Origin of the sequence: Achromobacter sp. NFACC18-2 (assembly GCF_900108985.1) — a bacterium.
In the GTDB taxonomy this organism is placed as follows: Bacteria; Pseudomonadota; Gammaproteobacteria; order Burkholderiales; family Burkholderiaceae_B; genus Achromobacter.
The window spans coordinates 85,123-108,274 of sequence record NZ_FNYM01000008.1 but is presented as its reverse complement, the minus strand read 5'-3'; the positions used below and the strand labels follow the sequence as shown (position 1 = coordinate 108,274).

Annotated in this window: 25 protein-coding genes; 13 read left to right on the top strand and 12 right to left on the bottom strand. The window is 68.1% G+C overall.

What is annotated here, in order from left to right; translation table 11 throughout:
- Positions 1–27: 27 nt before the first annotated feature.
- On the bottom strand, positions 28–1,389 hold the full coding sequence (gene radA, locus BMW75_RS14260; protein WP_076522039.1) for a DNA repair protein RadA: 1,362 nt from the start codon (positions 1,387–1,389) through the stop codon (positions 28–30).
- A gap of 417 nt (positions 1,390–1,806) precedes the next feature.
- Between radA and BMW75_RS14255 the strand changes: the two genes are divergently transcribed.
- The 3 genes from BMW75_RS14255 to hpaI all read left to right on the top strand — a co-directional run bounded on the left by BMW75_RS14255 (position 1,807) and on the right by hpaI (position 3,937).
- Positions 1,807–2,457, top strand: coding sequence for a hypothetical protein (locus BMW75_RS14255; RefSeq protein ID WP_092580193.1), 651 nt, complete (start codon positions 1,807–1,809; stop codon positions 2,455–2,457).
- Positions 2,458–2,625: 168 nt separating this feature from the next.
- Complete coding sequence (gene hpaR / locus BMW75_RS14250; RefSeq protein ID WP_092580191.1) at positions 2,626–3,090, top strand: homoprotocatechuate degradation operon regulator HpaR; 465 nt, start codon at positions 2,626–2,628, stop codon at positions 3,088–3,090.
- A 46-nt stretch (positions 3,091–3,136) separates the two neighbouring features.
- The gene (gene hpaI / locus BMW75_RS14245; RefSeq protein ID WP_092580189.1) at positions 3,137–3,937 is read left to right on the top strand and encodes a 4-hydroxy-2-oxoheptanedioate aldolase; all 801 of its coding nucleotides are present in this window, start codon (positions 3,137–3,139) and stop codon (positions 3,935–3,937) included.
- Between the two features lie 102 nt (positions 3,938–4,039).
- Here the strand turns inward: hpaI and BMW75_RS14240 are convergent, their stop codons facing one another.
- Together BMW75_RS14240 and BMW75_RS14235 are read right to left on the bottom strand one after the other, a co-directional pair.
- Positions 4,040–5,017: a Bug family tripartite tricarboxylate transporter substrate binding protein gene (locus BMW75_RS14240; RefSeq protein ID WP_092580187.1), complete on the bottom strand. Its 978-nt coding sequence runs from the start codon at positions 5,015–5,017 to the stop codon at positions 4,040–4,042.
- A gap of 61 nt (positions 5,018–5,078) precedes the next feature.
- Entirely contained in the window at positions 5,079–5,972 is an 894-nt protein-coding gene (locus tag BMW75_RS14235; protein WP_092580185.1) for an MBL fold metallo-hydrolase, read from the bottom strand.
- A 124-nt stretch (positions 5,973–6,096) separates the two neighbouring features.
- Here BMW75_RS14235 and BMW75_RS14230 point away from each other — a divergent pair, with 124 nt between their 5' ends.
- Positions 6,097–7,083: a LysR substrate-binding domain-containing protein gene (locus BMW75_RS14230; RefSeq protein WP_092580183.1), complete on the top strand. Its 987-nt coding sequence runs from the start codon at positions 6,097–6,099 to the stop codon at positions 7,081–7,083.
- A 33-nt stretch (positions 7,084–7,116) separates the two neighbouring features.
- On the opposite strand, the gene BMW75_RS14225 is transcribed toward BMW75_RS14230, so the two are convergent.
- Together BMW75_RS14225 and alr are read right to left on the bottom strand one after the other, a co-directional pair.
- Positions 7,117–7,836 carry an SDR family oxidoreductase gene (locus BMW75_RS14225; RefSeq protein ID WP_076520305.1) on the bottom strand — a complete coding sequence of 240 codons (720 nt, stop codon included), beginning with the start codon at positions 7,834–7,836 and terminating at the stop codon, positions 7,117–7,119.
- A gap of 155 nt (positions 7,837–7,991) precedes the next feature.
- The gene (gene alr, locus BMW75_RS14220) at positions 7,992–9,119 is read right to left on the bottom strand and encodes an alanine racemase (protein WP_092580181.1); all 1,128 of its coding nucleotides are present in this window, start codon (positions 9,117–9,119) and stop codon (positions 7,992–7,994) included.
- 150 nt (positions 9,120–9,269) lie between these two features.
- Here alr and hpnC point away from each other — a divergent pair, with 150 nt between their 5' ends.
- From hpnC to hpnE, 3 genes are read left to right on the top strand one after another with little or no spacing between them, the layout of a single operon-like run.
- Positions 9,270–10,100 (top strand): squalene synthase HpnC, encoded by an 831-nt coding sequence (gene hpnC / locus BMW75_RS14215; RefSeq protein ID WP_092580179.1) that lies wholly within the window; start codon positions 9,270–9,272, stop codon positions 10,098–10,100.
- Positions 10,101–10,113: 13 nt separating this feature from the next.
- Positions 10,114–10,977, top strand: a complete 864-nt coding sequence (gene hpnD / locus BMW75_RS14210; protein WP_092580177.1) for a presqualene diphosphate synthase HpnD — start codon at positions 10,114–10,116, stop codon at positions 10,975–10,977.
- Entirely contained in the window at positions 10,974–12,296 is a 1,323-nt protein-coding gene (hpnE, locus tag BMW75_RS14205) for a hydroxysqualene dehydroxylase HpnE (protein WP_092580175.1), read from the top strand. The genes hpnD and hpnE overlap by 4 nt, the downstream gene beginning before the upstream one ends.
- Positions 12,297–12,317: 21 nt before the next feature.
- Here hpnE and BMW75_RS14200 read toward each other — a convergent pair whose 3' ends face one another.
- The 5 genes from BMW75_RS14200 to BMW75_RS14180 form a co-directional block, all read right to left on the bottom strand.
- Positions 12,318–12,773 (bottom strand): carboxymuconolactone decarboxylase family protein, encoded by a 456-nt coding sequence (locus tag BMW75_RS14200; protein ID WP_076520300.1) that lies wholly within the window; start codon positions 12,771–12,773, stop codon positions 12,318–12,320.
- A 78-nt stretch (positions 12,774–12,851) separates the two neighbouring features.
- Positions 12,852–13,838 carry a tripartite tricarboxylate transporter substrate binding protein gene (locus tag BMW75_RS14195; protein WP_092580173.1) on the bottom strand — a complete coding sequence of 329 codons (987 nt, stop codon included), beginning with the start codon at positions 13,836–13,838 and terminating at the stop codon, positions 12,852–12,854.
- Positions 13,839–13,911: 73 nt separating this feature from the next.
- Positions 13,912–14,916, bottom strand: coding sequence for a cyclase family protein (locus tag BMW75_RS14190; protein WP_092580171.1), 1,005 nt, complete (start codon positions 14,914–14,916; stop codon positions 13,912–13,914).
- A 52-nt stretch (positions 14,917–14,968) separates the two neighbouring features.
- Positions 14,969–16,198, bottom strand: coding sequence for a CaiB/BaiF CoA transferase family protein (locus BMW75_RS14185; RefSeq protein WP_371467105.1), 1,230 nt, complete (start codon positions 16,196–16,198; stop codon positions 14,969–14,971).
- Between the two features lie 92 nt (positions 16,199–16,290).
- Entirely contained in the window at positions 16,291–17,136 is an 846-nt protein-coding gene (locus tag BMW75_RS14180) for an HpcH/HpaI aldolase/citrate lyase family protein (RefSeq protein WP_092580169.1), read from the bottom strand.
- An 85-nt stretch (positions 17,137–17,221) separates the two neighbouring features.
- Between BMW75_RS14180 and BMW75_RS14175 the strand changes: the two genes are divergently transcribed.
- The 3 genes from BMW75_RS14175 (at position 17,222) to BMW75_RS14165 (ending at position 19,963) form a co-directional block, all read left to right on the top strand.
- A complete protein-coding gene (locus BMW75_RS14175; RefSeq protein ID WP_092580167.1) occupies positions 17,222–18,103 on the top strand; it encodes a LysR family transcriptional regulator in 882 nt (293 codons plus the stop codon).
- A gap of 80 nt (positions 18,104–18,183) precedes the next feature.
- Positions 18,184–19,149, top strand: a complete 966-nt coding sequence (locus BMW75_RS14170) for a tripartite tricarboxylate transporter substrate binding protein (RefSeq protein ID WP_092580165.1) — start codon at positions 18,184–18,186, stop codon at positions 19,147–19,149.
- A gap of 25 nt (positions 19,150–19,174) precedes the next feature.
- Positions 19,175–19,963: a GntR family transcriptional regulator gene (locus BMW75_RS14165; protein WP_092580163.1), complete on the top strand. Its 789-nt coding sequence runs from the start codon at positions 19,175–19,177 to the stop codon at positions 19,961–19,963.
- 10 nt (positions 19,964–19,973) lie between these two features.
- Here the strand turns inward: BMW75_RS14165 and crcB are convergent, their stop codons facing one another.
- Both crcB and BMW75_RS14155 read right to left on the bottom strand, forming a co-directional pair.
- On the bottom strand, positions 19,974–20,366 hold the full coding sequence (gene crcB / locus BMW75_RS14160; protein ID WP_076522037.1) for a fluoride efflux transporter CrcB: 393 nt from the start codon (positions 20,364–20,366) through the stop codon (positions 19,974–19,976).
- Between the two features lie 5 nt (positions 20,367–20,371).
- Positions 20,372–20,926 carry an HdeD family acid-resistance protein gene (locus BMW75_RS14155; protein ID WP_076520293.1) on the bottom strand — a complete coding sequence of 185 codons (555 nt, stop codon included), beginning with the start codon at positions 20,924–20,926 and terminating at the stop codon, positions 20,372–20,374.
- Between the two features lie 200 nt (positions 20,927–21,126).
- Here BMW75_RS14155 and BMW75_RS14150 point away from each other — a divergent pair, with 200 nt between their 5' ends.
- Genes BMW75_RS14150 through BMW75_RS14140 form a run of 3 tightly spaced genes read left to right on the top strand, consistent with a single transcriptional unit; the run spans position 21,127 to position 23,144 of the window.
- Complete coding sequence (locus BMW75_RS14150) at positions 21,127–21,753, top strand: PepSY-associated TM helix domain-containing protein (protein WP_092580161.1); 627 nt, start codon at positions 21,127–21,129, stop codon at positions 21,751–21,753.
- Between the two features lie 27 nt (positions 21,754–21,780).
- Entirely contained in the window at positions 21,781–22,296 is a 516-nt protein-coding gene (locus BMW75_RS14145) for a DUF2271 domain-containing protein (RefSeq protein WP_092580159.1), read from the top strand.
- 47 nt (positions 22,297–22,343) lie between these two features.
- On the top strand, positions 22,344–23,144 hold the full coding sequence (locus tag BMW75_RS14140; protein ID WP_092580157.1) for a DUF4198 domain-containing protein: 801 nt from the start codon (positions 22,344–22,346) through the stop codon (positions 23,142–23,144).
- The last annotated feature ends 8 nt before the right edge of the window (positions 23,145–23,152 follow it).

Below are 23,152 nucleotides of genomic sequence, written 5' to 3'. Positions count from 1 at the left end.
GTTTGCTCCAGCAAGCGGCGCCGCGCTTCAGCGCAGCTTGTCCAGTGCCGCGTCCAACCGGTCCACCGCCCAGATCTCCAGCCCTTCGATGGGCTGGCGCGGGGCATTGGCCTTGGGAATGAGCGCAATCGAGAAGCCCAGCTTGGCAGCCTCGCGCAGACGCTCCTGCCCGCGGGGCGCGGGCCGGATCTCGCCCGCCAGGCCCACTTCGCCGAACGCGATCAGTCCGCGCGGCAGGGGCCGGTCGCGCAACGAGGACATGATGGCAAGCAGCACCGGCAAATCGGCCGCGGGCTCCGTGATGCGCACGCCGCCCACCGCATTGACGAAGACGTCCTGATCGAACGTGGAAACGCCCGCATGCCGGTGCAGGACCGCCAGCAGCATCGCAAGGCGGTTGCCTTCCAGGCCCACCGTCAGACGGCGCGGATTGGGCGCATGGGAGCTGTCCACCAGCGCCTGGATCTCGACCAGCAAAGGGCGCGTGCCCTCTTGCGTGGCCATCACGCAGGACCCCGCCACCTGTTGTTCATGCTGCGACAGGAACAAGGCGGACGGATTGGCCACGCCCCGCAGGCCGCGGTCCGTCATCGCGAACACGCCCAGTTCATTGACCGCGCCGAAGCGGTTCTTGAAGGCGCGCACCAGGCGGAACGACGAATGCGTGTCGCCTTCGAAATACAGCACCGTGTCCACGATGTGCTCAAGCACGCGCGGGCCGGCCAGCGCGCCGTCCTTGGTGACGTGCCCGATCATGACGATGGCGATGCCCGTCTGCTTGGCAAGCCGCGTGAGCTGCGCCGCGCATTCGCGCACCTGCGACACCGAACCGGGCGCGGCGGTGAGCTCGCCGCTGTACAGGGTCTGGATCGAGTCGATGACGGCGACCGAGGGCTTCTGTTCGGATACCGCGGCCTGGATGGCTTCGAGCCGGATCTCCGCAAGCAGGTTGACGTTGCCGGTCTGCAGGCCAAGCCGGCGCGCGCGCAGCGCAACCTGTTCGGCCGATTCTTCGCCGGTCACGTACAGCACGTTGGTGGTTTCGGACAGCGAGGCCAAGGCCTGCAGCAGCAACGTCGATTTGCCGATGCCGGGATCGCCGCCGATCAGCACCACGGCGCCCGCCACCAGGCCGCCGCCCAGCACGCGGTCGAATTCATCCAGGCCCGTGGGCTGGCGCGGGGTTTCGCGGGCTTCGATTTCGGACAGGCTGCGCACCGGGCTGGATGACGCCAGCGGCGCGTAGCGGTGCGCGGAAGCCGCCGGCGCGGACGACTCCACGGTTTCTTCCAGCGTGTTCCAGGCGTTGCAATGCGGGCATTTGCCCTGCCACTTCGGGGTGGTGCCGCCGCAGTCGGCGCACACATATACGGTTCGGGTTTTGGCCATGCGCGAAAGTGTACCCGGCAACCCACGCCGCCCGCCCGCCGCGGCACCGGCCATGGCGCGCGTTTCGGACACATCGCGGCGGGAGCTTTCAATCTGCTTGCATAAACAGGGACGCGCCGCAGTTACATGATGCAAAGACAAGAAATTTACTGCCCGATCCGTTTCAAATCGCGCATAATCGCCAGGAGCAGCGACAGATTGCCCAGCCTTCCACACCGGACGGCGTGCGCCACGACGCGCGTCCTGGTGACGCGCCGCGCGGGCAATCACGGCGCCATCATCCGCGGTCTTTCGATATGCCGCGCAAACCGGAACACGACCCCAGCACGACGAGACGCCGGCACACCGGCGCGGCGCACGCAAAAGGTCAAACGCGGATACGCCGTGCCACCCGGCGTATGTGCGAGGAGTACGCGCATGAGCATCACCTATCGCCCCCCTTTTGACGAAGACGACGAACGGGATCTGCGCGCCCTGTATCGCAAGCCGGGCCCCGGCGCCAATCCTGAACTGGATGCGGCCGTGCGGCGCAGATGGCATCCCGGCCATAGCTGGCATCCCGGCTGGGGCGCGGCCGTGTGCGCCGTGATGGTCGCCGGCCTGTTCGCCTGGACGGACATGCGCGAAGCCGTGGACGAACCGGAATCCCAGATGCAGCTGGTTGGCGTCCACGAGACCGAGAAGGCGCAAGGCGACACCGCCCCGCCGCCGTCCGCAGCCAACGATGCGCCGCCGCTGCGCCGCGTCATCGCGCTGCAGCCCGAGCCCGTCTCCGCGTCTGCGCCCGCGCAGGCACAGCCCGCCATGGCGCCCGCCGCCGCCGTCGCGCCCGAGACCGCCGCGGCGGAACCTGCCCAGGCGGCAGATCAAGCACCTGCCGCCGAAATGCAGGCCGTCGTAGCCTTCACGGAGCAGGACATCGAAGCCCGCGTGGCCCAGATCCGGGGCCTGATCGTGGACGACCGCGAGGAAGAGGCGGTACAGGCGCTGCGCCAATTGCAGCAAGGCGCGCCCGACTTCGCCTTGCCGGACGACCTGCAGGAACTGTCGCGGCAGAACCCGGCTTAACAGGGCCGGCCATGCCGAGGGGCTGACGGTCCGAGCGGCGGGCATTGCCGAGGGCCCGCCAATCGCGAGGGTCCGCCCTGGCCCGGCCCCGCCGCCGCGCCCGCGCAGGCTGCCCGGGGCGCGAAGATTTGGTCATTTTCCGGGCGGCTTCTTGCTAACATAGCCGCCATGAGTCCGAGCTTCCACCACCGCAATCTTCCCCATTTGCTGCTCTATGCGCGCGAGACGCTGATGGCGCATTTCCGCCCCGTGCTCAATGCCGCCGGCGTCACCGAACAGCAATGGCGCGTGCTGCGCACGCTGAGCGAAGTCGGCGCGCTGGAGCCCAACCAGATCGCGCGCGCCTGTCAGATCCTGAGCCCCAGTCTCACGCGCATGCTGGCGGGCATGGAAGAACAAGGACTGATCAAGCGCACGCGCTCCAGCGCCGACCAGCGCCGCCAGGAAATCTCCCTGACCGCCAAGAGCCACAAGCTCATCGACCGCATGCGTCCGATGGTGGACGCGAAGTACCAGGAAATCGAAGCGAAGATCGGCAAGGAACTGCTGGACCGCCTGTACCGCGATGTGGACGCCATGGTCGACCTCATCAAGCGCGACGGTCCCCTCCCGCGCGATGCCGGCCGGCCGTAAGCGCGGCCTCCAATACACCTCCCCCCTCCACGCGATCCGCCCCCCCATGGACCTTCTGACCAATACCTTCAAGCAGGCCTTGCGCGACGGCAAGCCCCAGATCGGCCTGTGGGCCGGCCTGGCCAGCGCCTACACTTCGGAAATCCTTGCGGGCGCCGGCTTCGACTGGCTGCTGATCGACGGCGAACACGCGCCCAACACGCTGGATTCCACCCTCGCCCAATTGCAGGCGGTGGCGCCCTACCCGGTCGCGCCCGTGGTGCGGCCCGCCTGGAACGACCCGGTGCAGATCAAGCAGATCCTGGACACCGGCGCCCAGACGCTGCTGGTCCCCATGGTGCAATCGGCGGCGGAAGCAGCCGCCGCGGTCGCGGCCGTGCGCTATCCGCCGCAAGGCATACGCGGCGTGGGCAGCGCGCTGGCCCGCGCGTCGCGCTGGAACCGCATCCCGAATTACCTGGAACGCGCCAACGACCAGATGTGCGTGCTGGTGCAGATCGAAACCCCGAGCGGCATCGAGGCGCTGGACGAGATTCTTGCGATCGACGGCGTGGATGGCGCTTTCATTGGTCCGGCGGACCTGTCGGCCAGCATGGGCTATCTGGGCCAGCCGGAGCACCCAGTGGTCGAGAAGACCATCGATGACGCCATCGGCCGCATCGTGCGGTCAGGCAAGGCGGCCGGCATCCTGCATGGCGGCATGGCCCAGGCGAAGCACTATCTGGCGCTGGGCGCCACCTTCGTCGCGGTGGGCGTGGACGCGGTGCTGCTGGCGCGCGCGGCTGAAGCGCTGGCCGGCGAGTTCAAGGAACTGAGCGCGGTCGCCGCAAGCAAGGGACCGTACTGAGCGGCGCGCAGGCGTAGCCGCGCTGCGCTCCGTGACCCGCGATGCGGCGCCCCTGGGGCGCCGTTTTCTATTGCGCCCTCAGGAATTCGCGAACGGCGGGTCTTAATTGTCCAGAACCACGCCCGACTCGTGCACTACCGCTTCCCATTGCTTCGCCTCCTCGCGCCAGGCCGCGCCGAACATCGCCGGCGAGTCCTGGCCGGGCACGAAACCGCTGGCAAGATACGCCTGCTGCACCTCGGGCAGGCCCAGCACGTCGTGCAACGCCTCGGCAAAGCGCGCGATGCGGTCTGCCGGCGCGCCCTTCGGCGCGGCGAACCCCCACCAGTTGCCCTGCACCGCGTCAGGCAAGCCGGCCTCTTTGGCGGTCGGCACGCCGGCTAGCGCGGCGAACCGCTGGGGCGCCGCCACGGCCAGCGCCCGCACCTTGCCCTGCGGCACGTACGCAGCCGCGATGCTGTAGCCCCCGATATAGAGCTGGATTTCGTTGGCCAGCAGCGCCTGCACGGCTGGCGCCGCCCCCCGGTAGGCAATGTGAGTCATATTCGCGCCCATCGCCTTCGATAGCCGGTAGGCCGACAGGTGCGGCGTCGTGCCCATGCCAGGCGAACCGTAGTTGAGCTTGCCGACCTGCGCGCGCGCGTACGCCTGGAACTGCGTCCAGTCCGCCGCCGGCACGTCGGCGCTGACGTACACGAAGGCGGGCACATCCGCCAGCTTGCCCACCGGCTCCAGGTCCGTCAGCGGATCGAAACCCAGCTTGCGATACAGGAACTGGTTGATGACGAAGTTGTTGGCGGCGCCAAGCACCAGCGTATAGCCGTCGGGCTTGGCACGCGCCACGTCCTGCATGCCGATGTTGCCGCCGGCGCCGGTCTTGTAGTCCACCACGACAGGCTGGCCGAGCCGCTTTTCCAGCAGCGGCTGGATCTGCCGCAAGGCGATGTCGCCCGCGGCCCCCGGCGCATAGGGCAGCACCACGCGGATGGGATGTTCGGGATACTGGGCGCTGGCGGCCGGCGGCATCAGGGCCGGGGCCAGCGCGGTCAGGACGGATACGGCACAAGCTCGATACGGCATCGTGTTCTCCCTGGCCGCCGGGCGGCGTTGCCCGACGGCCGGCCATACGTGGTCGCGGATGCTACAGGTCGATACGCATCAGATCATGGGCCAGACGCAGCGGACCCGGATAGTGTTTGCGGATGTCGGCCACGATCTCGTCCATCAGGTGCGGTCCCATCAGCTCGACGGGAAGGTGCTTGGCCGCCGCGCGCTTGAGCACCGGACTGGTGGAATCGAAATGGCCGAAGTGCGTCGCCACCAGGCTCTTCACATTGGCCTCGCGCGCGATCTTGCCCAGGTCTGTCGGACTGGTGTGGGCGTAGGTGCCCACGCCCGTCTTGGCGCGATGCGCGATGAACGATTCCGGGAAGGTGCATTCGTGGATGAGCAGGTCGGCATCCTTCGCTAGGCGCACCATCGCCTCACAGGGCGCGGTGTCGCCGCTGAATGCGATGACCTTGCCCTCGGCTTCGACGCGCACGCCGAAGCACTCGCAGACATCGCGCGGGATGTGTTCGACCCAGTCGACGGAGATGCGAACCTTGTCGTCCTCGAAGACGACGCCGGGGCTCACTTCGCGCACCTCGGGCCGCATGGCTTCCAGGTTGCGCTGCCGGACCGGATAGGCGGCGCGCGCCTGGAAATCGGTGTGATAGGCGCCGTTCTCGAACAGGTGATCCACGAAGTGCTTCGTGCCCTTGGGGCCCAGCACCAGCGGCGAGCCCTCCTTGTTGAGGATCCAGCTCGAAATCACGAAGTACGGGTAATCGCAGATGTGGTCGTGGTGCAGGTGGGTCAGGAACACGAACCCCACCTTCGCGGGGTCGACGTTGGCGCGCACCATCTGCCGGGTGGCGCCCTCTCCGCAATCGAACAGGTAGTGCCGGTCGTCGTCCAGCGTCAACAGAATGGCGGACTGGGCCCGGTCAGGATCCGGCAAGGCCGCGCCAGTACCCAGCATGGTGATCTTCATTGGCAACCCCCTCTCTGGTCAGATGCATTGGCTCGCAAGAGCACCAGGCCAGTATAGGAATGGAGTGCATACTATTTGATCAATTATTAGAATGCTGTGAAAACCGCAAGGAATCACCTTCGCCATGCCTGCCAGTTCCAGCATTCCCGACCTGCGCCACATCAGCGGACGCCTGCGCCTGCGTCACCTGGATCTGCTCCAGGCGCTGCACACGCTGGGCAGCGTTCACAAGGCTGCGGCGCGCCTGGGCATGACGCAGCCCGCGGCCAGCAAGCTGCTGCTCGAGCTGGAGGACATGTTCGGCGTGGCGCTCTTCGTGCGGTCGCGGCGCGGCATCACGCCCACGGCGTTTGGACAGGCCCTGGCGGCAAAGACGGACGTGCTGCTGGCCGACCTGGCCGGCGCCCGCAATGAGATCGCCGCGCTGGCGGCCGGCGCCAGCGGGCGCATCCGCGTCGGGGTGCAACCCGTCGCGCTGCCTGTGCTGGTGCCGCGCGCGATCCAGCGCATGCGCATGCATCATCCGGGCGTCACGGTCATGCTCCACGAGGGCGCGCACGACGCATTGATGGACGGTCTTGCGCGCGGCGAACTCGATTGCGTGCTGGGGCGGCTGATGCTGAATGCGGCGCAGGCCGTGTTCAGCACGGAAATGCTGTACGAGGAACCGATCTGCGTGGTGGCGCGACGGGGCCATCCGCTGGCGCGTTCATCCCGCATCACCGCGGCGGCGCTTGCGCGCCAGGACTGGATCCTGCCGCCGCCCGATGCGCCACTGCGCCAGCGCATCGACGCCTACTTCGCGCAACAGGGCCTGGCCCTGCCGGCACCAGTCGCCGAATCGGTCTCGCTGCTGGCCAACGAGGTGTTGCTGCGCGGCGCAGACATGCTTGCGGCCATGCCGCGCGCCGTGGCCCACCATTACGCCGAACTGGGGGTGCTGGCGGTGCTGAAGTTCAAGCCGGATTGGAGTCTGCCCGCCGTGGGCGTGGTGCAGCGGGCGCACGTGGAACCGACCCCGGCGCTGCTGCGGTTCCTGGAGGCCTTGCGCAGCGAGGCCCGGACCTTGCAGCGCGAATCCGGCGTGGACGCCTCCGCGCCGGAAGGATGAACGGCGATGCCGTCCCGCCGCGGCCGATCCGGACTAGGACCGGCCGGCCAGGCTGCCGCCGCCATCCACGCCCAGCACCTGCCCGGTAATGAACCCGGCGTCGTCGGACAGCAGGAAGGCGATGGCCGCGGCCACTTCGGCCGGGGTGCCCAGGCGCTTCATGGGCACGGAGGCCAGCGCGCGCTTTTCGTTTTCGCTGCCGGCGGGCCGGGTGGCGCGGAACATTTCGGTTTCGATGGGACCCGGCGCGACCGCGTTGGCGGTGACCCCGTATTCGGCCAGTTCCAGCGCCCAGGTGCGGGTGCAGCCCACCAGCGCGCTCTTGGCGGCCGAATAGGCGGTGCGCTCCAGGCCGCCGTGGATGGCGCGGCTGACGACGTTGACGATCCGGCCGGCGCGGCGCACTTTCATGGATTCGATGAAGGCCTGCGTCACCTGCACGGCCACGCGCACGTTCAGGTCCAGCACGTTGTACAGGGTGGCCAGGTCGATCTCGCCGAGCGGTTGGGGCGAGGCGATGCCCACATTGTTGACGACGGCATCGACGGGGAATTTCTCGCGGATTTCGCGCAGGACTTCTTCGGTGCGGCCGGCGTCCGCCAGGTCACAGGCGTACAGGTAGCCGGGGAAATCGACATCGGTGGTGTTGCGCGCGATGCCCACCACGTGACAGCCCATGTCGGACAGCCGCTGAGTAAGCGCCCAGCCTATGCCTTTGGTGGCGCCCGTAATGAGCACGCATTTGTCCTTCATGGATGAAACCTCGCAGTCTGTTTTCTTGGTCAAAAACGGGCGCCTGAGCGCCCGGTTTCCAAAGTAGACACCATCCGGCGTCCCCTGTCTTGTAAATTGCGTAGCAATTCTTGCCCTCCGGACGCCTCGGCTTGCCGCAGGCGACGGGGCCGGGCTCAGGCGTCCCGGGTGACCGGGACGCGCGGCGCCAGGGCGCAGAGCAGTTCATAGCCGATGGTGCCGGCGGCGCTGGCGACCTCGTCGACCGAGGGACCGTCTTCGCCCCACAGCGACACGGGCGAGCCGACGCCCGCGGCGGGCACGGGGCCCAGGTCGACGACCAGCATGTCCATGGACACCCGGCCAAGCAACTGGGTCCGGATGCCGGCCACCACGACCGGCGTGCCGGTGGTGGCGTGGCGCGGATAGCCGTCGGCGTAGCCGCAGGCGACGATGCCGATGCGCATGGCGCGTTCGGCGCGAAAGAGCGCGCCGTAGCCGACGGAATCGCCCGCCTTGATCTCCTGCACGGCGATGATTTCCGAGTTGAGCGACATGGCGGGCCGCAAGCCGAACGATGAGGCTTCGGCGTCGGCAAAGGGCGATGCGCCATACAGGCAGATGCCGGGCCGCACCCAATGGGCCTGGTTTTCGGAGCCAACGGCGATGTCGGCAAAGCGCAGGGCCGCGGCCGAATTGCACACGCTGACCGCGCCCGGCAGCTTATGCGTCACCGAATTGAAGACGCTCAGTTGCTCGTTCACGCCCTGTGGCCCGTCCGCGCAGGCGAAGTGGGTCATCTTGCCCACCGAGCCCAGCGTGCCCTGCTGCTGCAGCAGCGCCGCGCGCTCGTAGGCGGCGGGATAGGAGGCGGGGCTGAACCCCAGCCGGTTCATGCCGCTGTTGAGTTTCAGCATGATATCGACCCGGCGCGACAGCCGAGCGCGGGCCAGCATGTCGAGCTGGTCGCGATGATGGACGGTGCTGCTGAGGTGGTAGCGGTCGACGATGTCCAGGTCGGACGGGTCGAAGAAGCCTTCCAGCAGCAGGATCGGCCCGCCCCAGCCCGCCTCGCGGCAGCGCACGGCCTCGTCCAGGTCCAGCATTGCGAGGCCCTGCGCGTGGGAAAAGCCGGCAACCGCCTGTTCGATGCCGTGGCCGTAGGCGTTGGCCTTGATGACCGCCCAGATCGACGGCGGCAGGCCGCCGGCCGCGGCGGCGGTCTGGTCCAGGTGGCGGCGCACGGTGGCAAGATTGTGCGCAAGGGCGGAAACGGAAACGGTGGCGGTAATTGGACGCGGCATGATGTGAGATCCTGTGGCGTCCAAGTCTAACTGATCGCCGCCGTCGGCGGCATCGCGCCGGATCAAGCCGGGATGCTTACTCTAAAATGAAGCGAACCCGCCGCTTTGCGCCGTATCCACAGACCTAGTTCTGTCAACAGGCTTCTGTCCATGTCCATCGATCACTACGAGAATTTTCCCGTCGCCTCGCTGCTGCTGCCGCGCAGGCTGCGCGGCGCCGTGACCGATATCTACCGGTTCGCCCGCGCCGCGGACGACATCGCCGACGAAGGCAGCGCGACCGACGAGGAGCGCCTTGCCCAACTGGCGGCGTTTCGCACCGAGCTGCACCGCATCGGCGCCGAACCCGGCACGCCGCCCGCCCCGGGGCTGCCCCCGCTGGCCGACATCTTCGCGCCGCTCGCCCGGACCATCGCCCGGCACCAGCTTCCCATCACACCCTTCTACGACCTGCTGTCCGCCTTCGAGCAGGACATTACCGTCAAGCGCTACGAGGACTACACCGCCCTGGCGGACTACTGCACGCGGTCGGCCAACCCTGTCGGCAGGCTGATGCTCCACCTTTACGAAGCCAGCACCCCGCAGAACATTGCCGAATCCGACGCCATCTGCACCGGGCTGCAGCAGGTCAACTTCTGGCAGGACGTGCGGGTGGACTGGCACAAGCAGCGGGTGTACCTGCCCCAGGAAGACCTGCGCCGTTACGGCGTCTCGGACGAAGACCTGGCCGCGTGCCGCCTTACGCCTGCCTGGCGCGAGCTCATGGCCTTCGAGGTCGAACGCACGCGCACGCTGCTACACTTCGGCGCTCCGCTGGCGCGCCGCCTGCCGGGCCGCATCGGCCTGGAGCTGCGCATGGTGGTGCAAGGCGGGCTGCGCGTCCTGGAGCGGATCGAGGCGAGCGGCTACGATGTTTTCATGAATCGCCCCGAATTGGGCGCCAAAGACTGGGCCATCATGTTGTGGCGCTCCATCAAGTAACAGGCCGTGCCTAATGACCCCTGACGAGTATTGCCAGGAGAAAGCCGCCAAAAGCGGCTCCAGCTTCTACTATTCCTTCCTGTTCCTGCCGCCCGATCGCCGGCGCGCCATCACGGCCCTGTACGCATACTGCCGCGAAGTGGACGACGTGGTCGACGAATGCACCGACCCGTCCCTCGCGCGCATCAAGCTCGCCTGGTGGCGCACGCAGATCGACCAGATGTATGACGGCAAGCCCGACCATCCCGTCACGCGCGCGCTGCAACCGCACCTGGAAAGCTGTTCGATCACCCGCGACCGCCTGCTGGCCGTGATCGACGGCATGGAAATGGACCTGGACCAGACCCGCTACCTGGACTGGCCGGGCCTGCGCAAGTATTGCTGGCATGCGGCCGGCGTGGTCGGCGAGCTGTCCGCCGGCGTGTTCGGTTATTCCGATCCCAAGACGCTGGTGTACGCCGAGAAACTGGGCCTGGCGTTCCAGATGACCAACATCATCCGCGATGTGGGCGACGACGCGCGCCGGGGCCGCATCTACATCCCGGTCAACGACATGCAGCAGTTCCAGGTCAAGGCATCGGACATCCTGAACGGCGAGTATTCCGACCGTTTCAGCGCGCTGATGAAATTCCAGGCCGACCGCGCGCGCGAGCTGTACCGCGAGGCGATGAACAACCTGCCCGAGGCCGACCGCCGCGCCCAGCGCCCCGGACTCATGATGGCCGCCATCTACCATGCGCTGCTCGACGAGATCGAACGCGACAACTGGCAGGTGCTGCACCAACGCATTTCGCTCACGCCCCTGCGCAAACTCTGGCTTGCCTGGAAAACCTGGGTGGGCGGCGGACGCGGACTGGTCCGCCGGTTGGCGCGGTGAAGGCCGCGGTCATCGGCGCGGGCTGGGCCGGCCTGGCCGCCAGCGTCGCCTTGCGCGAAGCCGGCGCCAAGGTCACGGTGTTCGAGGCCGGCCACACCCCCGGCGGGCGCGCGCGCCGCGTCTTTCATGGCGACTTCGACGCGCCGCTGGACAACGGCCAGCACCTGCTGTCGGGCGCCTACAAGGAAACCCTGGCGCTGATGCGCCGCGTGGGCCGCAATCCGGACGCGCTGCTGATGCGGCGCTCCTTGCGGCTCGCCAGCCTGGACGGCCGCTTCCACCTGTCCGCCCCGCGCCTGCCGGCGCCGCTGCACATGGCCATGGCCGTGCTGCGCGCGCGCGGCCTGTCCTGGGCCGACCGGCTGGCCATGCTGCGCCTGATGCGCGGCCTGAAGACCATGTCATGGATGCCGCCGCGCGACTGGACCGTGCTGCAGCTGCTGCACTATCACGCGCAGTCCGACGTGCTGATCCGCCAGGTCTGGGAGCCGCTGTGCCTGGCCGCGCTGAACACGCCGATCGCCACGGCCAGCGCCGTGCTGTTCGCCCGTGTGCTGCGCGACAGCCTGGCCGGCGCGCGCGAGGACAGCGACCTGCTGCTGCCCTGCACGGACCTGTCGGCGCTGTGGCCGGACGCGGCCGCGCGGCAGGTCACCATGCGCTACGGCAGCACGGTGCGCCAGCTCCATCCCTCGGTCCATGGCATCGACATCAACCAGGAACGCTTTGACGCCGCCGTGCTGGCCGTGCCGCCCGCCTTCGCGGCGCGCCTGCTGGACGCCCCGCTGCGCGAGGCTGGCGCCACGGGCCTGCTTGATGCGCTCAAGGCCTTTGACTACCTGCCCATCGCCACGCTGAACGTGCGTCTGGCCGATCCCTGGCGCCTGCCCGAGCCCATGATGATGCTGCGCGAAGATGCGGCCCGCGGTCATGCGGGCCAATGGCTGTTCGACCGCGCCCAGCTGGCCGGCAACGCCAAGGCCGGGGAACTGGCCGTGGTGGCCAGCGCCGCCGTGGGGATGGGCGAGCGCAACCGGCGCCAGGTGATCGAAGCCCTGATCGACCAGGTGGCCGAGCAGGCCGCTGCCCACCCGCTGCGGCTGCCGCCGATGCCGGAGGTCGCGGCAGCGGAACTTTTCATCGAAAAGCGCGCGACCTTCGCGGCCGTGCCCGGCCTGACTCGGCCGTTGAATACCACGCCGTGGCCCACGCTGGCGCTGGCCGGCGACTGGACCGACACCGGCTATCCCGGTGTGCTGGAAGGCGCGGTGCGCAGCGGCCTGCAGGCCGCGCGCGTGCTCAATCCGCGGGCGGACTGAGGCGGCGCACGCCAGACAGGATCAGTCCTGTCCGGCGAACAGATCGGCCTGGCGCGGATCCGCGGGAGCCAGCTCGTAGCCGATCTGCGCCGCCACCTCGCGCAAAATGGCCTGGGCCAGATTGAAGGCGGTGTTGGCCGCCGGCACGCCTGCGTAGATGGCGTTCTGCAGCAGCACTTCCTTGAGTTCGTCGGGAGTCAGGCGCGATTCGTCCGGCGCCGTGAGCGCGGCGCGCACGTGCAACTCGAACTCTTCCCAGCGGCCCAGCGACAGGGTCACCGCCAGCACCATCATCCGCCTTGCCTTGTGGGGCAAGCCCGGGCGGCTCCAGATGTCGTGCCACGCGTAGCGCGTGATCATGTTCTGGTAGTCGGCGGTAAACACGGTTGCGCGGTCCAGCGAACGCTGGACCCATTCATCGCCCAGCACGGCGCGGCGGTTGGCCAGGCCACGCTCAAAATCGTCTTTGCGGCTCATCCGAGGCATCTCCTTTCGACGGGGCCAGGCGGGCGCGAAGGCGGGCCGCCAAGCCCGCCCCCGCTGCCCGCCCGAAGATCAGTTCACCGTGATGCTATTGGTTTTCACGACTTCCGCCCAGCGCTGCTGTTCAGAGGACACGAACTTTGCGAAATCCGCCGCGCTGCTGCCGACGGGCGTCAGCCCCAGCTTGGAGAGCTTCTCGCGGGTGTCCGGACGCGCAAGCGCCTTCTGCACCAGGTCCTGCAGTTTGGCCACCACCTCCGGGCTGGTGCCAGCCGGCAGGAAGAAGCCGTTCCATTCAACCACGTCGAAATTCTTGATGCCGCCCTCGCCCACCGTCGCGACGTTGGGCAGTTCCGGCATGCGCTTGCCCGACGAGACGGCAAGCGCCTTCAGCTTGCCGCCGCTGACATAGTTCAGGCTGGAGGCCGCGTTGGCGAAGTAGACGTCGACCTGGCCGCCCATCACGTCGACGATGGCGGGCGCGCCGCCCTTGTAGGGCACGTGCACGATGTCCACGCCGGCATCCTTCTTGAGCAGTTCGCCCGCCATCTGCGCCAGGCTGCCCGGACCGTACGACGCGTAGGTGTACTTGCCCGGGTTGGCGCGCGCGGCCTTGATGAAGTCAGGCAGGTTGTTGAACGGCGAACCCGGCGCAGCCACCAGGATGTTGGGCACGCTGACGGCCTGCGATACCGGGATGAAGTCCTTGTTCGCGTCGTACGGCAGTTTGCGCAGCGCGGGGTTGATCGAGAAGGCCGAGGCGTCGTAGAGCACCGTGTAGCCATCCGGCTTGGCGCGCGCCACATAGGCCGCGCCGATGGCGCCGCTGGCCCCGCCCTTGTTCTCGATCACGACGCTCTGGCCGGCGACTTCGCCCATGCCCTGCGCAATGATGCGGGCGGCGTTGTCGGCGCCGCCGCCCGCCGAATAGGGCACCACCAAGGTGATGGGCTGGTCGGGATAGCCGGCCGCATGGGCCGCGCCAAACGCGCCGACCAGGGCAATGGCGGCGGCCAGCGGACGCAGTGCGGCAACGGCCGCGTGACGGGTTTTCTTCATGTGTGCTCCTCTCGTCTCCCCTGTGGGGATGTTCAGGTCGATCAGGGATCGTGACGCGATCCGTCCGCAGGATTCAGACGGTCGCGATGGGGTTGACCGGCGCGCCCACCAGCCCCGGCACGTACATTGGCGCCGCGGTCAGGAAAAAAGCGTGTCGGTGGTGCTGGCGCAGCCATTGCGCCAGCGGGGTCAGATGCCAGAGCTCGCCCAGCGGCAGCCCCAGCTTGAACAGGCAGTGTTCGTGCAGGGGCAGCAACGGCCCGCTGGCGCCCTGCAGGTGGTGATTGCGCAATTCGACCGCATGGTTGTCGGCCGCGATGGCCGCGATGCGGCTGCGCGTGATCCACGCGAGCAGTTCGGGGTCGGCGCCGTCCAGCACGCAGCAGCGGGTCTTGAGCAACTCCTGCTCGTCGTCGCCCAGCGTCAGCGCCAGATCGGCCAGCCCCGTGTGCAGGCACAGCACATCGCCGGGCCGGACCTGCACGCCGTCGGCTTGCATCGTGTCCATCAGGTCGCGGTAGGAGACCTTGCGCTGCGCGTCGCCGTAGCGGGCCCGCAGGTCCACCATGACGCCGCGACCCTGGATGCCGTGGCGCGCCATCGGTTCAATCGACAGGTCGCGCGTGCCGGCGAAGTTTTCCGCCTGCGCCTCGCTGACCGTGAAGCCGTTGTAGCCCGTCGGTTGCGCCTGCCCGGCGCCCAGCACGTCGACCATCGCGCCGACGTGGCCCAGCGCGTCCCATTGGGTCGAATACTGCGGCGACAGCGTGACGGCGTCGTCGCTCACCACGTCGGTGGCGCCGGGTACGTCGCGCCCGAGGCAATAGCGGTAAACCGGGACGCCATTCTTCTGGGCAGGCTGGATGACCGGGCCCTTGCGGCGCGGGTTGAGCACGGGCGCGCGCGGCACCGTCAGCGGCAGGCTCAGGGAAAACGAAATGCCCTCCCGGATCTCGGCCACGGCCGCCAGGCGCGCCTGGCGGTCCAGGTAATTGAGCGTGCCGAGCTGGTCGTCGTGCCCGAAATCTCCCCAGTTCGAGCCCTCTGGCCGCTGAACGTATCGTTGCGCTTGACGCATGGTTCTTGTCTCCTCGTCCGGCTCGGACGATTGCTTTACTTATTGTTGCGGGCTATTGCACCACGGCCGATTGCAGCAGTTGCGCGATTTCATCCGCGGTGTATCCCAGCGTGGACAGTATTTCTCGACTATGTTCGCCCAGGGCCGGCGCGCCCCGGCCAGGCGCGGCCGCCACGTCCTGCCCGCCGCCGGATGACGGCTCGCAGTCGCCCGCGTCGAACCGGGCCCACTGCGCCAGCCCCAGATACCCGCCGGCCTGCGTGCTGCGGTAAGGACGCAGATGTCCCATCGCCAGCACCTGCGGATGGTCGAACATGTCTTCGACGCGCATCACTTCCGCGCACGGCACGCTCTGTCCGAAACGCTCCGCCCACTCGCGCGCCGACGCGCGCGCCAGCGCCTGCCGCACCATCGGCACCAGCACCGCCGCCTGGGCCGCGCGTTTTTTCACGGTGTCGTAATCGGGATGGTCGGCCAGTTCGGGCAGATCCAGATGGCCGCACAGGGCGCGCCAGAAGTGCGGCGTATTCGCGGACAGGTACAGGTGCCCCTCGCGGGTCGGATGAATGCCGGTGATGCCGCCCGAGCGCATGTCCCGCTCGATGTGGCGCGGCTCGCCGTCGGCCCACACCAGCCGCGCCGACTGCATCGCAAGGGCGCTGCCCAGCAGCGACACCTCGATGGCCTGGCCCCGTCCGGTCTTCTCGCGCCGGTACAGCGCGGCCGACACGCTATTGGAGATCAGCGAGGCGCCGTAGTAGTCGACGACCGACCCGTACAGCACTTCGGGCGGTCCATCGGCCTTGGCCTGCGCGGCGCACATGCCGGTCATGGATTGCAGCACCTGGTCGTAGCCGGCGTGGCGCGCCATCGGCCCCGCCGCCCCATAGCCCGTCATGGCGCAGTAGACCAGGCGCGGATTGATGGCCGAGAGCGTGGCAAAGTCGATCTTCAGCCGCTCCGGCACGCCGGGCCTGAAATTGTGGACCAGCACGTCGGCCTCGCGCGCCAGGCGCACGAGCACCTCGTACCCGGCCGCGTCTTTCAGGTTCAGGCAGATACCCTGCTTGTTGCGGTTGATGCCCAGGAAGGCGCGGCTTTCAGCCGCCAGCGTGGAGGGATACTTGCGCAGGTTGTCGCCTTCGGGCGGCTCCACCTTGATCACTTCCGCGCCCATGTCGCCCAGCAGCGCGCAGCCGTACGGCCCTGCGATGTAGGCGCTCAGGTCCAGAACTTTGATGCCGGCGAGCGGCAGATGCGGTGGGGTGTCGTGTTCCATCATGGCATTCACTTGAACTTGATTGGGGCGGGACGTTGAGGCGTGACGTTGCGGCGCGCCGTTGACGCGCAAGGCGGCGCCAGAGCCCGCGCGTTTCAGGCTGCCGCGCCGACCGCGCGCAGCACGTCCTCGGCGCGGCGCACGAAGGGGGCATCGATCATCTTTCCGTCCAGCAGAAAGGCGCCCACGCCCTCGTGCCGGCGGCTGGCGGCCACGATGCGCCGCGCCTGCTCCACCTCGTCGGCGTCAAAGCCGAACACCTCGTTGGCAATGGCGATCTGGCTGGGATGCACGCAGGATTTGCCCAGAAAGCCGAGCGAGCGCGCCAGCCGCGCCTCGGCGCGAAAGCCTTCGGCATCGCCCACGCGGGCATAGGCGGCGTCCATCGCGTACTTGCCGGCGCAACCCGCGCCCAGGCGCAGCGACAGCATCACCGCCCGCAGCGTCTCGGGCTGGTAGCGGTCGACGCCGAGCGGCTCGAACAGGTCGGCCAGCCCCAATTGCAGGCCGGCCACCCGCGGATGCGCCTCGGCCAGCTCGGCCGCCCGGACGAGCGCGCGCGGCGTTTCGACCGTGACCAGGAATTCACCCGCAAAGCCCGCCGCGATGGCCTGATCCACCGACGCCTGCAGCGCGGCGGCGTGCTCGACCTTGGGCAGATTGATCATGTCGATGGGCAGTCCGCCCAGGGCCTGCAGATCGCCGGCAAAGTGGGGCGAGTCGTCGGCGTTCACGCGGACGATAATTTTCTTGGCATGTCGTGCCTGCCCGGCCTCGAAGGCGGGCGAGGCGAGCCAGGCGGCCAGCGCCTCGCGCGCCGCTTGCTTGCGCGCCGGCGCGACGGCGTCCTCCAGATCGAAGGACAACGCATCGGCCTCGCTGGCCATGGCTTTATCGAACAGTTCCGGGCGCGATGCCGGAACAAAAAGCTTGCTTCTCATTGATGTCTCCTGGGCGCATTGTGTCTCGGAGCAGGCGTCCCAGGGGAAAGCCGCCATACGATAAGAAGATAGAATCTCTATCATCATGAACACAGACTTTCTGAACACGCTGGCCGCGGTCGCCCAATACGGCTCCATGGCGCAGGCTGCCCGCCGGCTGGGCCTCACGCACGGCGCGGTGGCCCAGCAGGTGCGCAAGCTGGAGCAGGAACTGGGCGTGTCCCTGGTCGCGCGGGCCGGGCGCACGGTGCACCTGACCGCCAAGGCAACCGAACTGATCGGCCCCATGCGCGAGGTCCTGGAGAGGATCGAAAAGATCCGGCATCTGGCCCGATCCGACGAAATGATGGGAGAACTGCGGCTGGGCGCGGGCAGCACGGCGCTCAACTCCATGGTGCCCGCCATCCTGGAACACCTGGTGCGGCGGCATCCGCTGATCAGCGTGGAAATCCAGCCCGGGCATTCGGCGCGCTTCTATCCGGCCATCGAAAGCGGCGAACTGGATGCGGCCATCGCGCTTGAAGCCCCCTACCCCCTGTCCAAGAGCCTGGGCTGGCAGTTGCTGCGCGAGGAAACCTACGTGCTGGCGGCGGCGCCGCGCCATGCCGGCCGCGACGCGCACAGCCTGCTGACCGGCGAGCCCTTCATCCGCTATCGGCGCAGCGACTGGAGCGGACGCCACGTCGAGGACTATCTGCGGCGCGTCGGCATCACGCCGCACGACCGCTTTGAACTGAACGCGATCGAATCCATTGCCGTGATGGTGAGCCGCGACCTGGGCGTGGCAATCCTGCCCAGGTCGACCACCGGTGCGATTGAACGGCTGGGCCTGCTGGCGTTGCCGCTGCCCGTGCATTGCGAGCCGCGCCGCTTCGGCCTGATCTGGTCCCGGGGATCGCCGCGGCTGGCCCTGATCCAGGCGTTCCGCGACATCGCCATGGCGCAGTACGCCGCGGCGGCCCGGTAAGTTGCGCCGCCGGCGTATCGCCTTTTCCCCGGCTTCCCTATACTTGTATTGTCCTCAATACAACATATCAGGAGACAACCATGTCGGGACGACTTCGGATCGCCGCGGGCTGCGCGCTGCTGGCTGCGCTGGCCATGCCCCTTACCCCCGCCCTCGCACAGGGCGACGCCATCAGGCTGGTCGTGGGCGCGCCCCCGGGCGGCACCACCGACACCGTGGCCCGCAGCATCGCCCAGCACATGGCGGTGGACTTGAAGCGGCCAGTGGTGGTGGAAAACAAGCCCGGCGCGGGCGGCAACATTGCCGCCGACTACGTCGCCAAGAGCAATCCCGACGGCAACACGCTGCTGGTCACCTTCACCAGCTTTTCCATCAACGCCACGCTATACCGCAACCTGCCGTTCGATCCCGTGGCGGATTTCACGCCCATCAGCATGCTGGCCAACGTGCCCAGCGTCCTGGTCGTGCGCAAGGACTTCCCGGCCCGCACCATGCCGGAGTTCGTGTCGCTGGTGAAGGCCAGCCCGGGCAAGCACACCATGGCGCTGGGCGCCATCGGGTCCTCGCTGCACATGGCCGGCGAGCGCATGAAGATGATGGCGGGCCTGGATATCCTGAACGTGCCGTACAAGGGCACGGCGCCCGCCATCACCGACCTGCTGGGCGGCCAGGTGGACATGATGTTCGCCAGTTCGCTCAATGCCCTGCCGCACATCAAGAGCGGCGCGCTGCGGGCGCTGGGCGTGACCAGCCCGCAGGCGCTGCCCCAGTTCCCCGGCGTGCCGCCCATCGGCGAGACGATCAAGGGCTTTGAATCGAATGCGTGGTTCGCGCTCTTCGGGCCGGCCAAGCTGCCGGCCGATAAACTGGCGGCGCTCAATGCCGCGGCGCGCAAGGCGGTCGACACCCCGGCATTTCGCCAGCTTCTCGAACGCGAGGCCGCCAGCGCGGTGAGCAGCAGTCCGGAAGAACTGGGCGCTTTCGTGCGGCAGGACATCGAACGCTATGCCGAGATCGTCAAATTCACCGGCGCGACCGCCGACTGACCTTGCTTCCAGGAGCCCCCAAGCCGTGTCCGACAGCCCATTGCCGCTTTATCACAAGGTCTATCTGCTGCTCAAGCAACGGCTGGAGGCCGGCGGGTTCGCCCCGGACAGGGCCATGCCGGGCGAGAACGCGCTGGCGGCCGAATACGGCGTGTCGCGCCTGACGATCAGACGCTCGCTGGATGCCCTGGCGGCCGACGGGCTGATCGAGCGCCGCCAGGGGCGCGGCACGTTCGCCGCCAAGCCCGCGCAGTTTCCCGCCGCGCAGCATGGCGCGGGAATCGACGCCCTCATGGCGCATCTGGCCCGCATGGGGATGCACACCCAGGTGCGGCTGCTGGAACTGGAGACCACGCCCGCCACCCCCCAGGTGGCGGCGCGGCTGGAGCTGGCGGTGGGCGCCCCCGTGCAGCGCGCCGTGCGTGTGCGCAGCCACGAAGGGCAGCCGTTTTCCTGCCTGATCACGTTCGTGCCGGACGACATCGGGCGGCGCATCCGCCGCGAGGATCTCGGTTCCAAGCCGCTGCTGGCCATCTTTCGCGATCTAGGCGTGCGCGTGGCGCGCGCCGAGCAATCGATGTCGGCCGTGCTGGCCGAGCCCGGCGTGGCCGAGCTGCTGGACGTGCCGGTGGGATCGGCCCTGCTCAGTCTGCATCGCGTGGTGCGCGACGAATCCGGGCGGCCGGTCGAATGGCTGCACGCCCGCTACCGCCCCGACCGCTACGAATACCGCATGGACATGCAGGCGCACGACATGCCCGGCCAGCCCACCTGGCTGCCCGCGGCGTCCCCGGCGCCCGAGGACGAGAAGTGAGCAGCGGCGCCTAGCGCAGCAGACTGACGGTGGCCAGGCCCGCCGCCGTCAGCGCCAGCGAGCCGGCCAGGCTGAAGCCGGCATACCCCACCGCGCTGGCATAGGCGCCGCGTTCCAGCATCGCCACGGTTTCCGCCGAGAAGGTGGAGAACGTGGTCAGTCCGCCCATGAACCCCGTGATCGCCCCCAGCCGCACCCAGGCGGGCCATTCGGGATGACCGGCCACCAGGGCCAGCGCCACCCCGATCAGATAGCCACCCACCAGATTCACCGCCAGCGTGCCCCAGGGCCAGGAGCCGACGTTGAGCCAAAGGCCGAGCAGCCAGCGGGACCAGGCGCCCAGCATCGCGCCCAGGCCCACGGCCAGGAAATTCAGGGGTACCAGCGTTTGATAGGCAGACATGGACATCAGGTGGCGCCGTGTTGTTTGAGACGCAGGGAAAAGACCAGCAGGAGTATGCCGAAAAAAACGGCGTAGATGCCAATCACCCACACCAGCGCCAGCGCCCCGGCGCCGGGCTGCATGATGAGCATGGCGCCGAAGGCGACCGACACCAGCCCCGCCAGGCCAAGCAGCCATTCGTTGCGGATGGCCTTGCGAAAGCGCACGGCGGCGATGATCTGGAACACACCCGCCACCACGGCCCAGACGGCGATGATGTAGAGCAGGATCAGCGCGGTGAGCCCGGGCCACAGGAAGGTGACGATGCCCGCCGCCACGCCCAGCAGGCCCACGACGATCAGCGCCCAAAGCGGCTTGCCGTTGTCGCGGATGCGAAACCCCGCGATCAGCGCCAGCACGCCATCCACCAGCGCAAACGCGCCCCACACCAGCACCAGCGCCGACAAGGTGATGGCCGGCATGAACATGGCCATGAAACCGAACAGGATGGCGACGACGCCGCGAAGCGCCACCCATCCCCAATGACGACCGATCTGATCCACCACTTGCTGTTGCAGCATGACGACCTCCGGTGTTTGCAAAGGGTGGCTTATCTTAGCCCCGGAAAGGATGCGGGCGCACGCCGCATGCGGCGCGCCGCCGCGCCAGGCCGTCGTTCACAGCCGAAATCGATTGAAATTTCCGCGCGCGCGGCGGCCCGGCTTTTTTAAGAGTAATTCTCATTAAATGCTAGAATCCGCCGCTTCCAGACCGATTTCCCATGGACACCCAATCCGTTCCTCGCCGCCGCGCCTACTGGCTCAAGACACTGCATCAGTGGCACTGGATCAGCTCTGCGCTCTGTCTGTTGGGGATGCTGCTGTTCGCCGTGACGGGGCTCACCCTGAACAATGCCTCGCTCATCGAATCGAAGGCGGCGGTGACCAGCCGCCAGGCCCGTCTGCCTGACGCCATCCTGAACCAGCTTGCCGCGGCGCCCGCGCAAAAACAGGCGCCGCTGCCCGCGCCCGTGGCCGAGTGGCTGGACGAGGCGCTGGACGCTTCCACCGCTGGAAGATCCGCCGAGTGGTCGCCCGACGAGGTCTACCTTTCCCTGCCCCGCGCGGGCGGCGACGCCTGGCTGTCCATCGACCGCGCCAGCGGCGACGTGGAATACGAACGCACCGACCGCGGCTGGATTTCCTACCTGAACGACCTGCACAAGGGCCGCAACACGGGCCTGGCCTGGCGCTGGTTCCTGGACGTGTTCGCCGTCGCCTGTCTGGTGTTTTCGCTGACCGGACTGGTGCTGCTCAAGATGCACGCCGGCAACCGCAGCGCGACCTGGCCCATGGTGGGGCTGGGCCTGGTGATTCCGCTGGTGCTGGCCCTGCTGTTCATCCATTGATTCCATCGATACGCCCTGGAGATTTCCATGCGCAAGCTGCTGTTGCCGGCCCTCTTGGCCGGCCTGATCGCCCGTACGGCCCATGCGGCCGACATCGGCCTGTCCATCGAGGTGCCGCGCCTGGACGTGGCCGAGTACCACCGCCCCTACGTGGCGATCTGGATCGAGAACCCCGACCAGAGCGTCGCCACCGACCTGGCCGTCTGGTATGACGTGGCCAAGAAGAACAACGAAGGCACCGAATGGCTCAAGGACATGCGCCAGTGGTGGCGCCGCAGCGGACGCAACCAGCAATTCCCGGTGGACGGCGTCAGCGGCGCGACCAAGCCCGTGGGCAAGCACGCGCTGTCCTTTGACGCGGCCAGCAAGCCGCTGTCGCAGCTCAAGCCCGGGCAGTACGCCCTGGTGGTGGAAGCGGCGCGCGAAGTCGGCGGCCGCGAGCTGCTGCGCATCCCCTTCCAGTGGCCGCCGCAAAAGGCCGAGCAATTGACGGCGCGCGGCGAACACGAACTGGGCGCGGTCGCGCTCGACCTCAAACCCTGATCACGTCCTTCAGCCTTTCAGTCCTTCAGTTCTCTAGGAACGCAACGATGAAATCCGCCGCCAAACTGGCCGCCGCCCTCGCGCTGAGCCTGCCCTTTGCCGCCCATGCGCATGACGTCTGGATGGTGCCGTCCTCGACGGTGCTGTCGGGCGCCGATAGCTGGATCACCGTGGATGCCGCCGTCGGCAACGACAAGTTCTACTTCAACCACGCCCCGCTGCGCCTGGACGGCCTGACCGTGACCGCGCCGGACGGCTCCGCCGCCGAGGCCGAAAACGTCAACCGCGGCAAGCTGCGCAGCACGTTCGACCTGCAGCTCAAGCAGAGCGGCACCTACCGCGTGGCCGTGGTCAACGACGGCGTCTTCGCCCGCTGGAAGGAAGACGGCAAGAACAAGCGCTACTTCGGCAAGGCCGAAGGTCTGGCGCAGGCCGTGCCCGCCAAGGCGGACGAACTGGAAATCTCGCAGAGCCTGGGCCGCGTCGAGACCTTCGTGACCGCCGGCAAGCCGTCGGCCGTCAAGCCGGTGGGCCGCGGCCTGGAACTGGCGCCCGTGACGCACCCGAACGACCTCTTCACCGACGAAGCCGCCACGTTCCAGATGCTGCTGGACGGCAAGCCCGCCGCGGACCTGGAGGTGAACGTCGTGCCCGGCGGCAGCCGCTATCGCGACAAGGTCGGCGAGATCGCGCTCAAGACCGACAAAGACGGCAAGTTCTCGGTGAAGTGGCCGCAGCCCGGCCTGTACTGGATCGAAGCCGGCATGGAAGACGCCAAGGTCAGCGTGCCGCAGGCCAAGAAGCGCCGCCTGTCGTACGCCGGCACCGTGGAAGTGCTGCAACCCTGAACCGCAGG

Excerpts from the sequence above, each read along its gene's own strand:
- BMW75_RS14190 (WP_092580171.1), bottom strand. The coding sequence starts at position 14,916 with ATGCGTCAAGCGCAACGATACGTTCAGCGGCCAGAGGGCTCGAACTGG.
- hpnD (WP_092580177.1), top strand. The coding sequence starts at position 10,114 with ATGACCCCTGACGAGTATTGCCAGGAGAAAGCCGCCAAAAGCGGCTCC.
- BMW75_RS14235 (WP_092580185.1), bottom strand. The coding sequence starts at position 5,972 with ATGAAGATCACCATGCTGGGTACTGGCGCGGCCTTGCCGGATCCTGAC.
- BMW75_RS14225 (WP_076520305.1), bottom strand. The coding sequence starts at position 7,836 with ATGAAGGACAAATGCGTGCTCATTACGGGCGCCACCAAAGGCATAGGC.
- BMW75_RS14180 (WP_092580169.1), bottom strand. The coding sequence starts at position 17,136 with ATGAGAAGCAAGCTTTTTGTTCCGGCATCGCGCCCGGAACTGTTCGAT.
- BMW75_RS14230 (WP_092580183.1), top strand. The coding sequence starts at position 6,097 with ATGCCTGCCAGTTCCAGCATTCCCGACCTGCGCCACATCAGCGGACGC.
- BMW75_RS14140 (WP_092580157.1), top strand. The coding sequence starts at position 22,344 with ATGAAATCCGCCGCCAAACTGGCCGCCGCCCTCGCGCTGAGCCTGCCC.
- hpaR (WP_092580191.1), top strand. The coding sequence starts at position 2,626 with ATGAGTCCGAGCTTCCACCACCGCAATCTTCCCCATTTGCTGCTCTAT.
- hpnC (WP_092580179.1), top strand. The coding sequence starts at position 9,270 with ATGTCCATCGATCACTACGAGAATTTTCCCGTCGCCTCGCTGCTGCTG.
- radA (WP_076522039.1), bottom strand. The coding sequence starts at position 1,389 with ATGGCCAAAACCCGAACCGTATATGTGTGCGCCGACTGCGGCGGCACC.
- BMW75_RS14240 (WP_092580187.1), bottom strand. The coding sequence starts at position 5,017 with ATGCCGTATCGAGCTTGTGCCGTATCCGTCCTGACCGCGCTGGCCCCG.
- BMW75_RS14255 (WP_092580193.1), top strand. The coding sequence starts at position 1,807 with ATGAGCATCACCTATCGCCCCCCTTTTGACGAAGACGACGAACGGGAT.
- BMW75_RS14185 (WP_371467105.1), bottom strand. The coding sequence starts at position 16,198 with ATGATGGAACACGACACCCCACCGCATCTGCCGCTCGCCGGCATCAAA.
- BMW75_RS14145 (WP_092580159.1), top strand. The coding sequence starts at position 21,781 with ATGCGCAAGCTGCTGTTGCCGGCCCTCTTGGCCGGCCTGATCGCCCGT.
- BMW75_RS14170 (WP_092580165.1), top strand. The coding sequence starts at position 18,184 with ATGTCGGGACGACTTCGGATCGCCGCGGGCTGCGCGCTGCTGGCTGCG.
- BMW75_RS14200 (WP_076520300.1), bottom strand. The coding sequence starts at position 12,773 with ATGAGCCGCAAAGACGATTTTGAGCGTGGCCTGGCCAACCGCCGCGCC.
- BMW75_RS14150 (WP_092580161.1), top strand. The coding sequence starts at position 21,127 with ATGGACACCCAATCCGTTCCTCGCCGCCGCGCCTACTGGCTCAAGACA.
- BMW75_RS14175 (WP_092580167.1), top strand. The coding sequence starts at position 17,222 with ATGAACACAGACTTTCTGAACACGCTGGCCGCGGTCGCCCAATACGGC.
- crcB (WP_076522037.1), bottom strand. The coding sequence starts at position 20,366 with ATGTCTGCCTATCAAACGCTGGTACCCCTGAATTTCCTGGCCGTGGGC.
- hpaI (WP_092580189.1), top strand. The coding sequence starts at position 3,137 with ATGGACCTTCTGACCAATACCTTCAAGCAGGCCTTGCGCGACGGCAAG.
- BMW75_RS14155 (WP_076520293.1), bottom strand. The coding sequence starts at position 20,926 with ATGCTGCAACAGCAAGTGGTGGATCAGATCGGTCGTCATTGGGGATGG.
- BMW75_RS14195 (WP_092580173.1), bottom strand. The coding sequence starts at position 13,838 with ATGAAGAAAACCCGTCACGCGGCCGTTGCCGCACTGCGTCCGCTGGCC.
- alr (WP_092580181.1), bottom strand. The coding sequence starts at position 9,119 with ATGCCGCGTCCAATTACCGCCACCGTTTCCGTTTCCGCCCTTGCGCAC.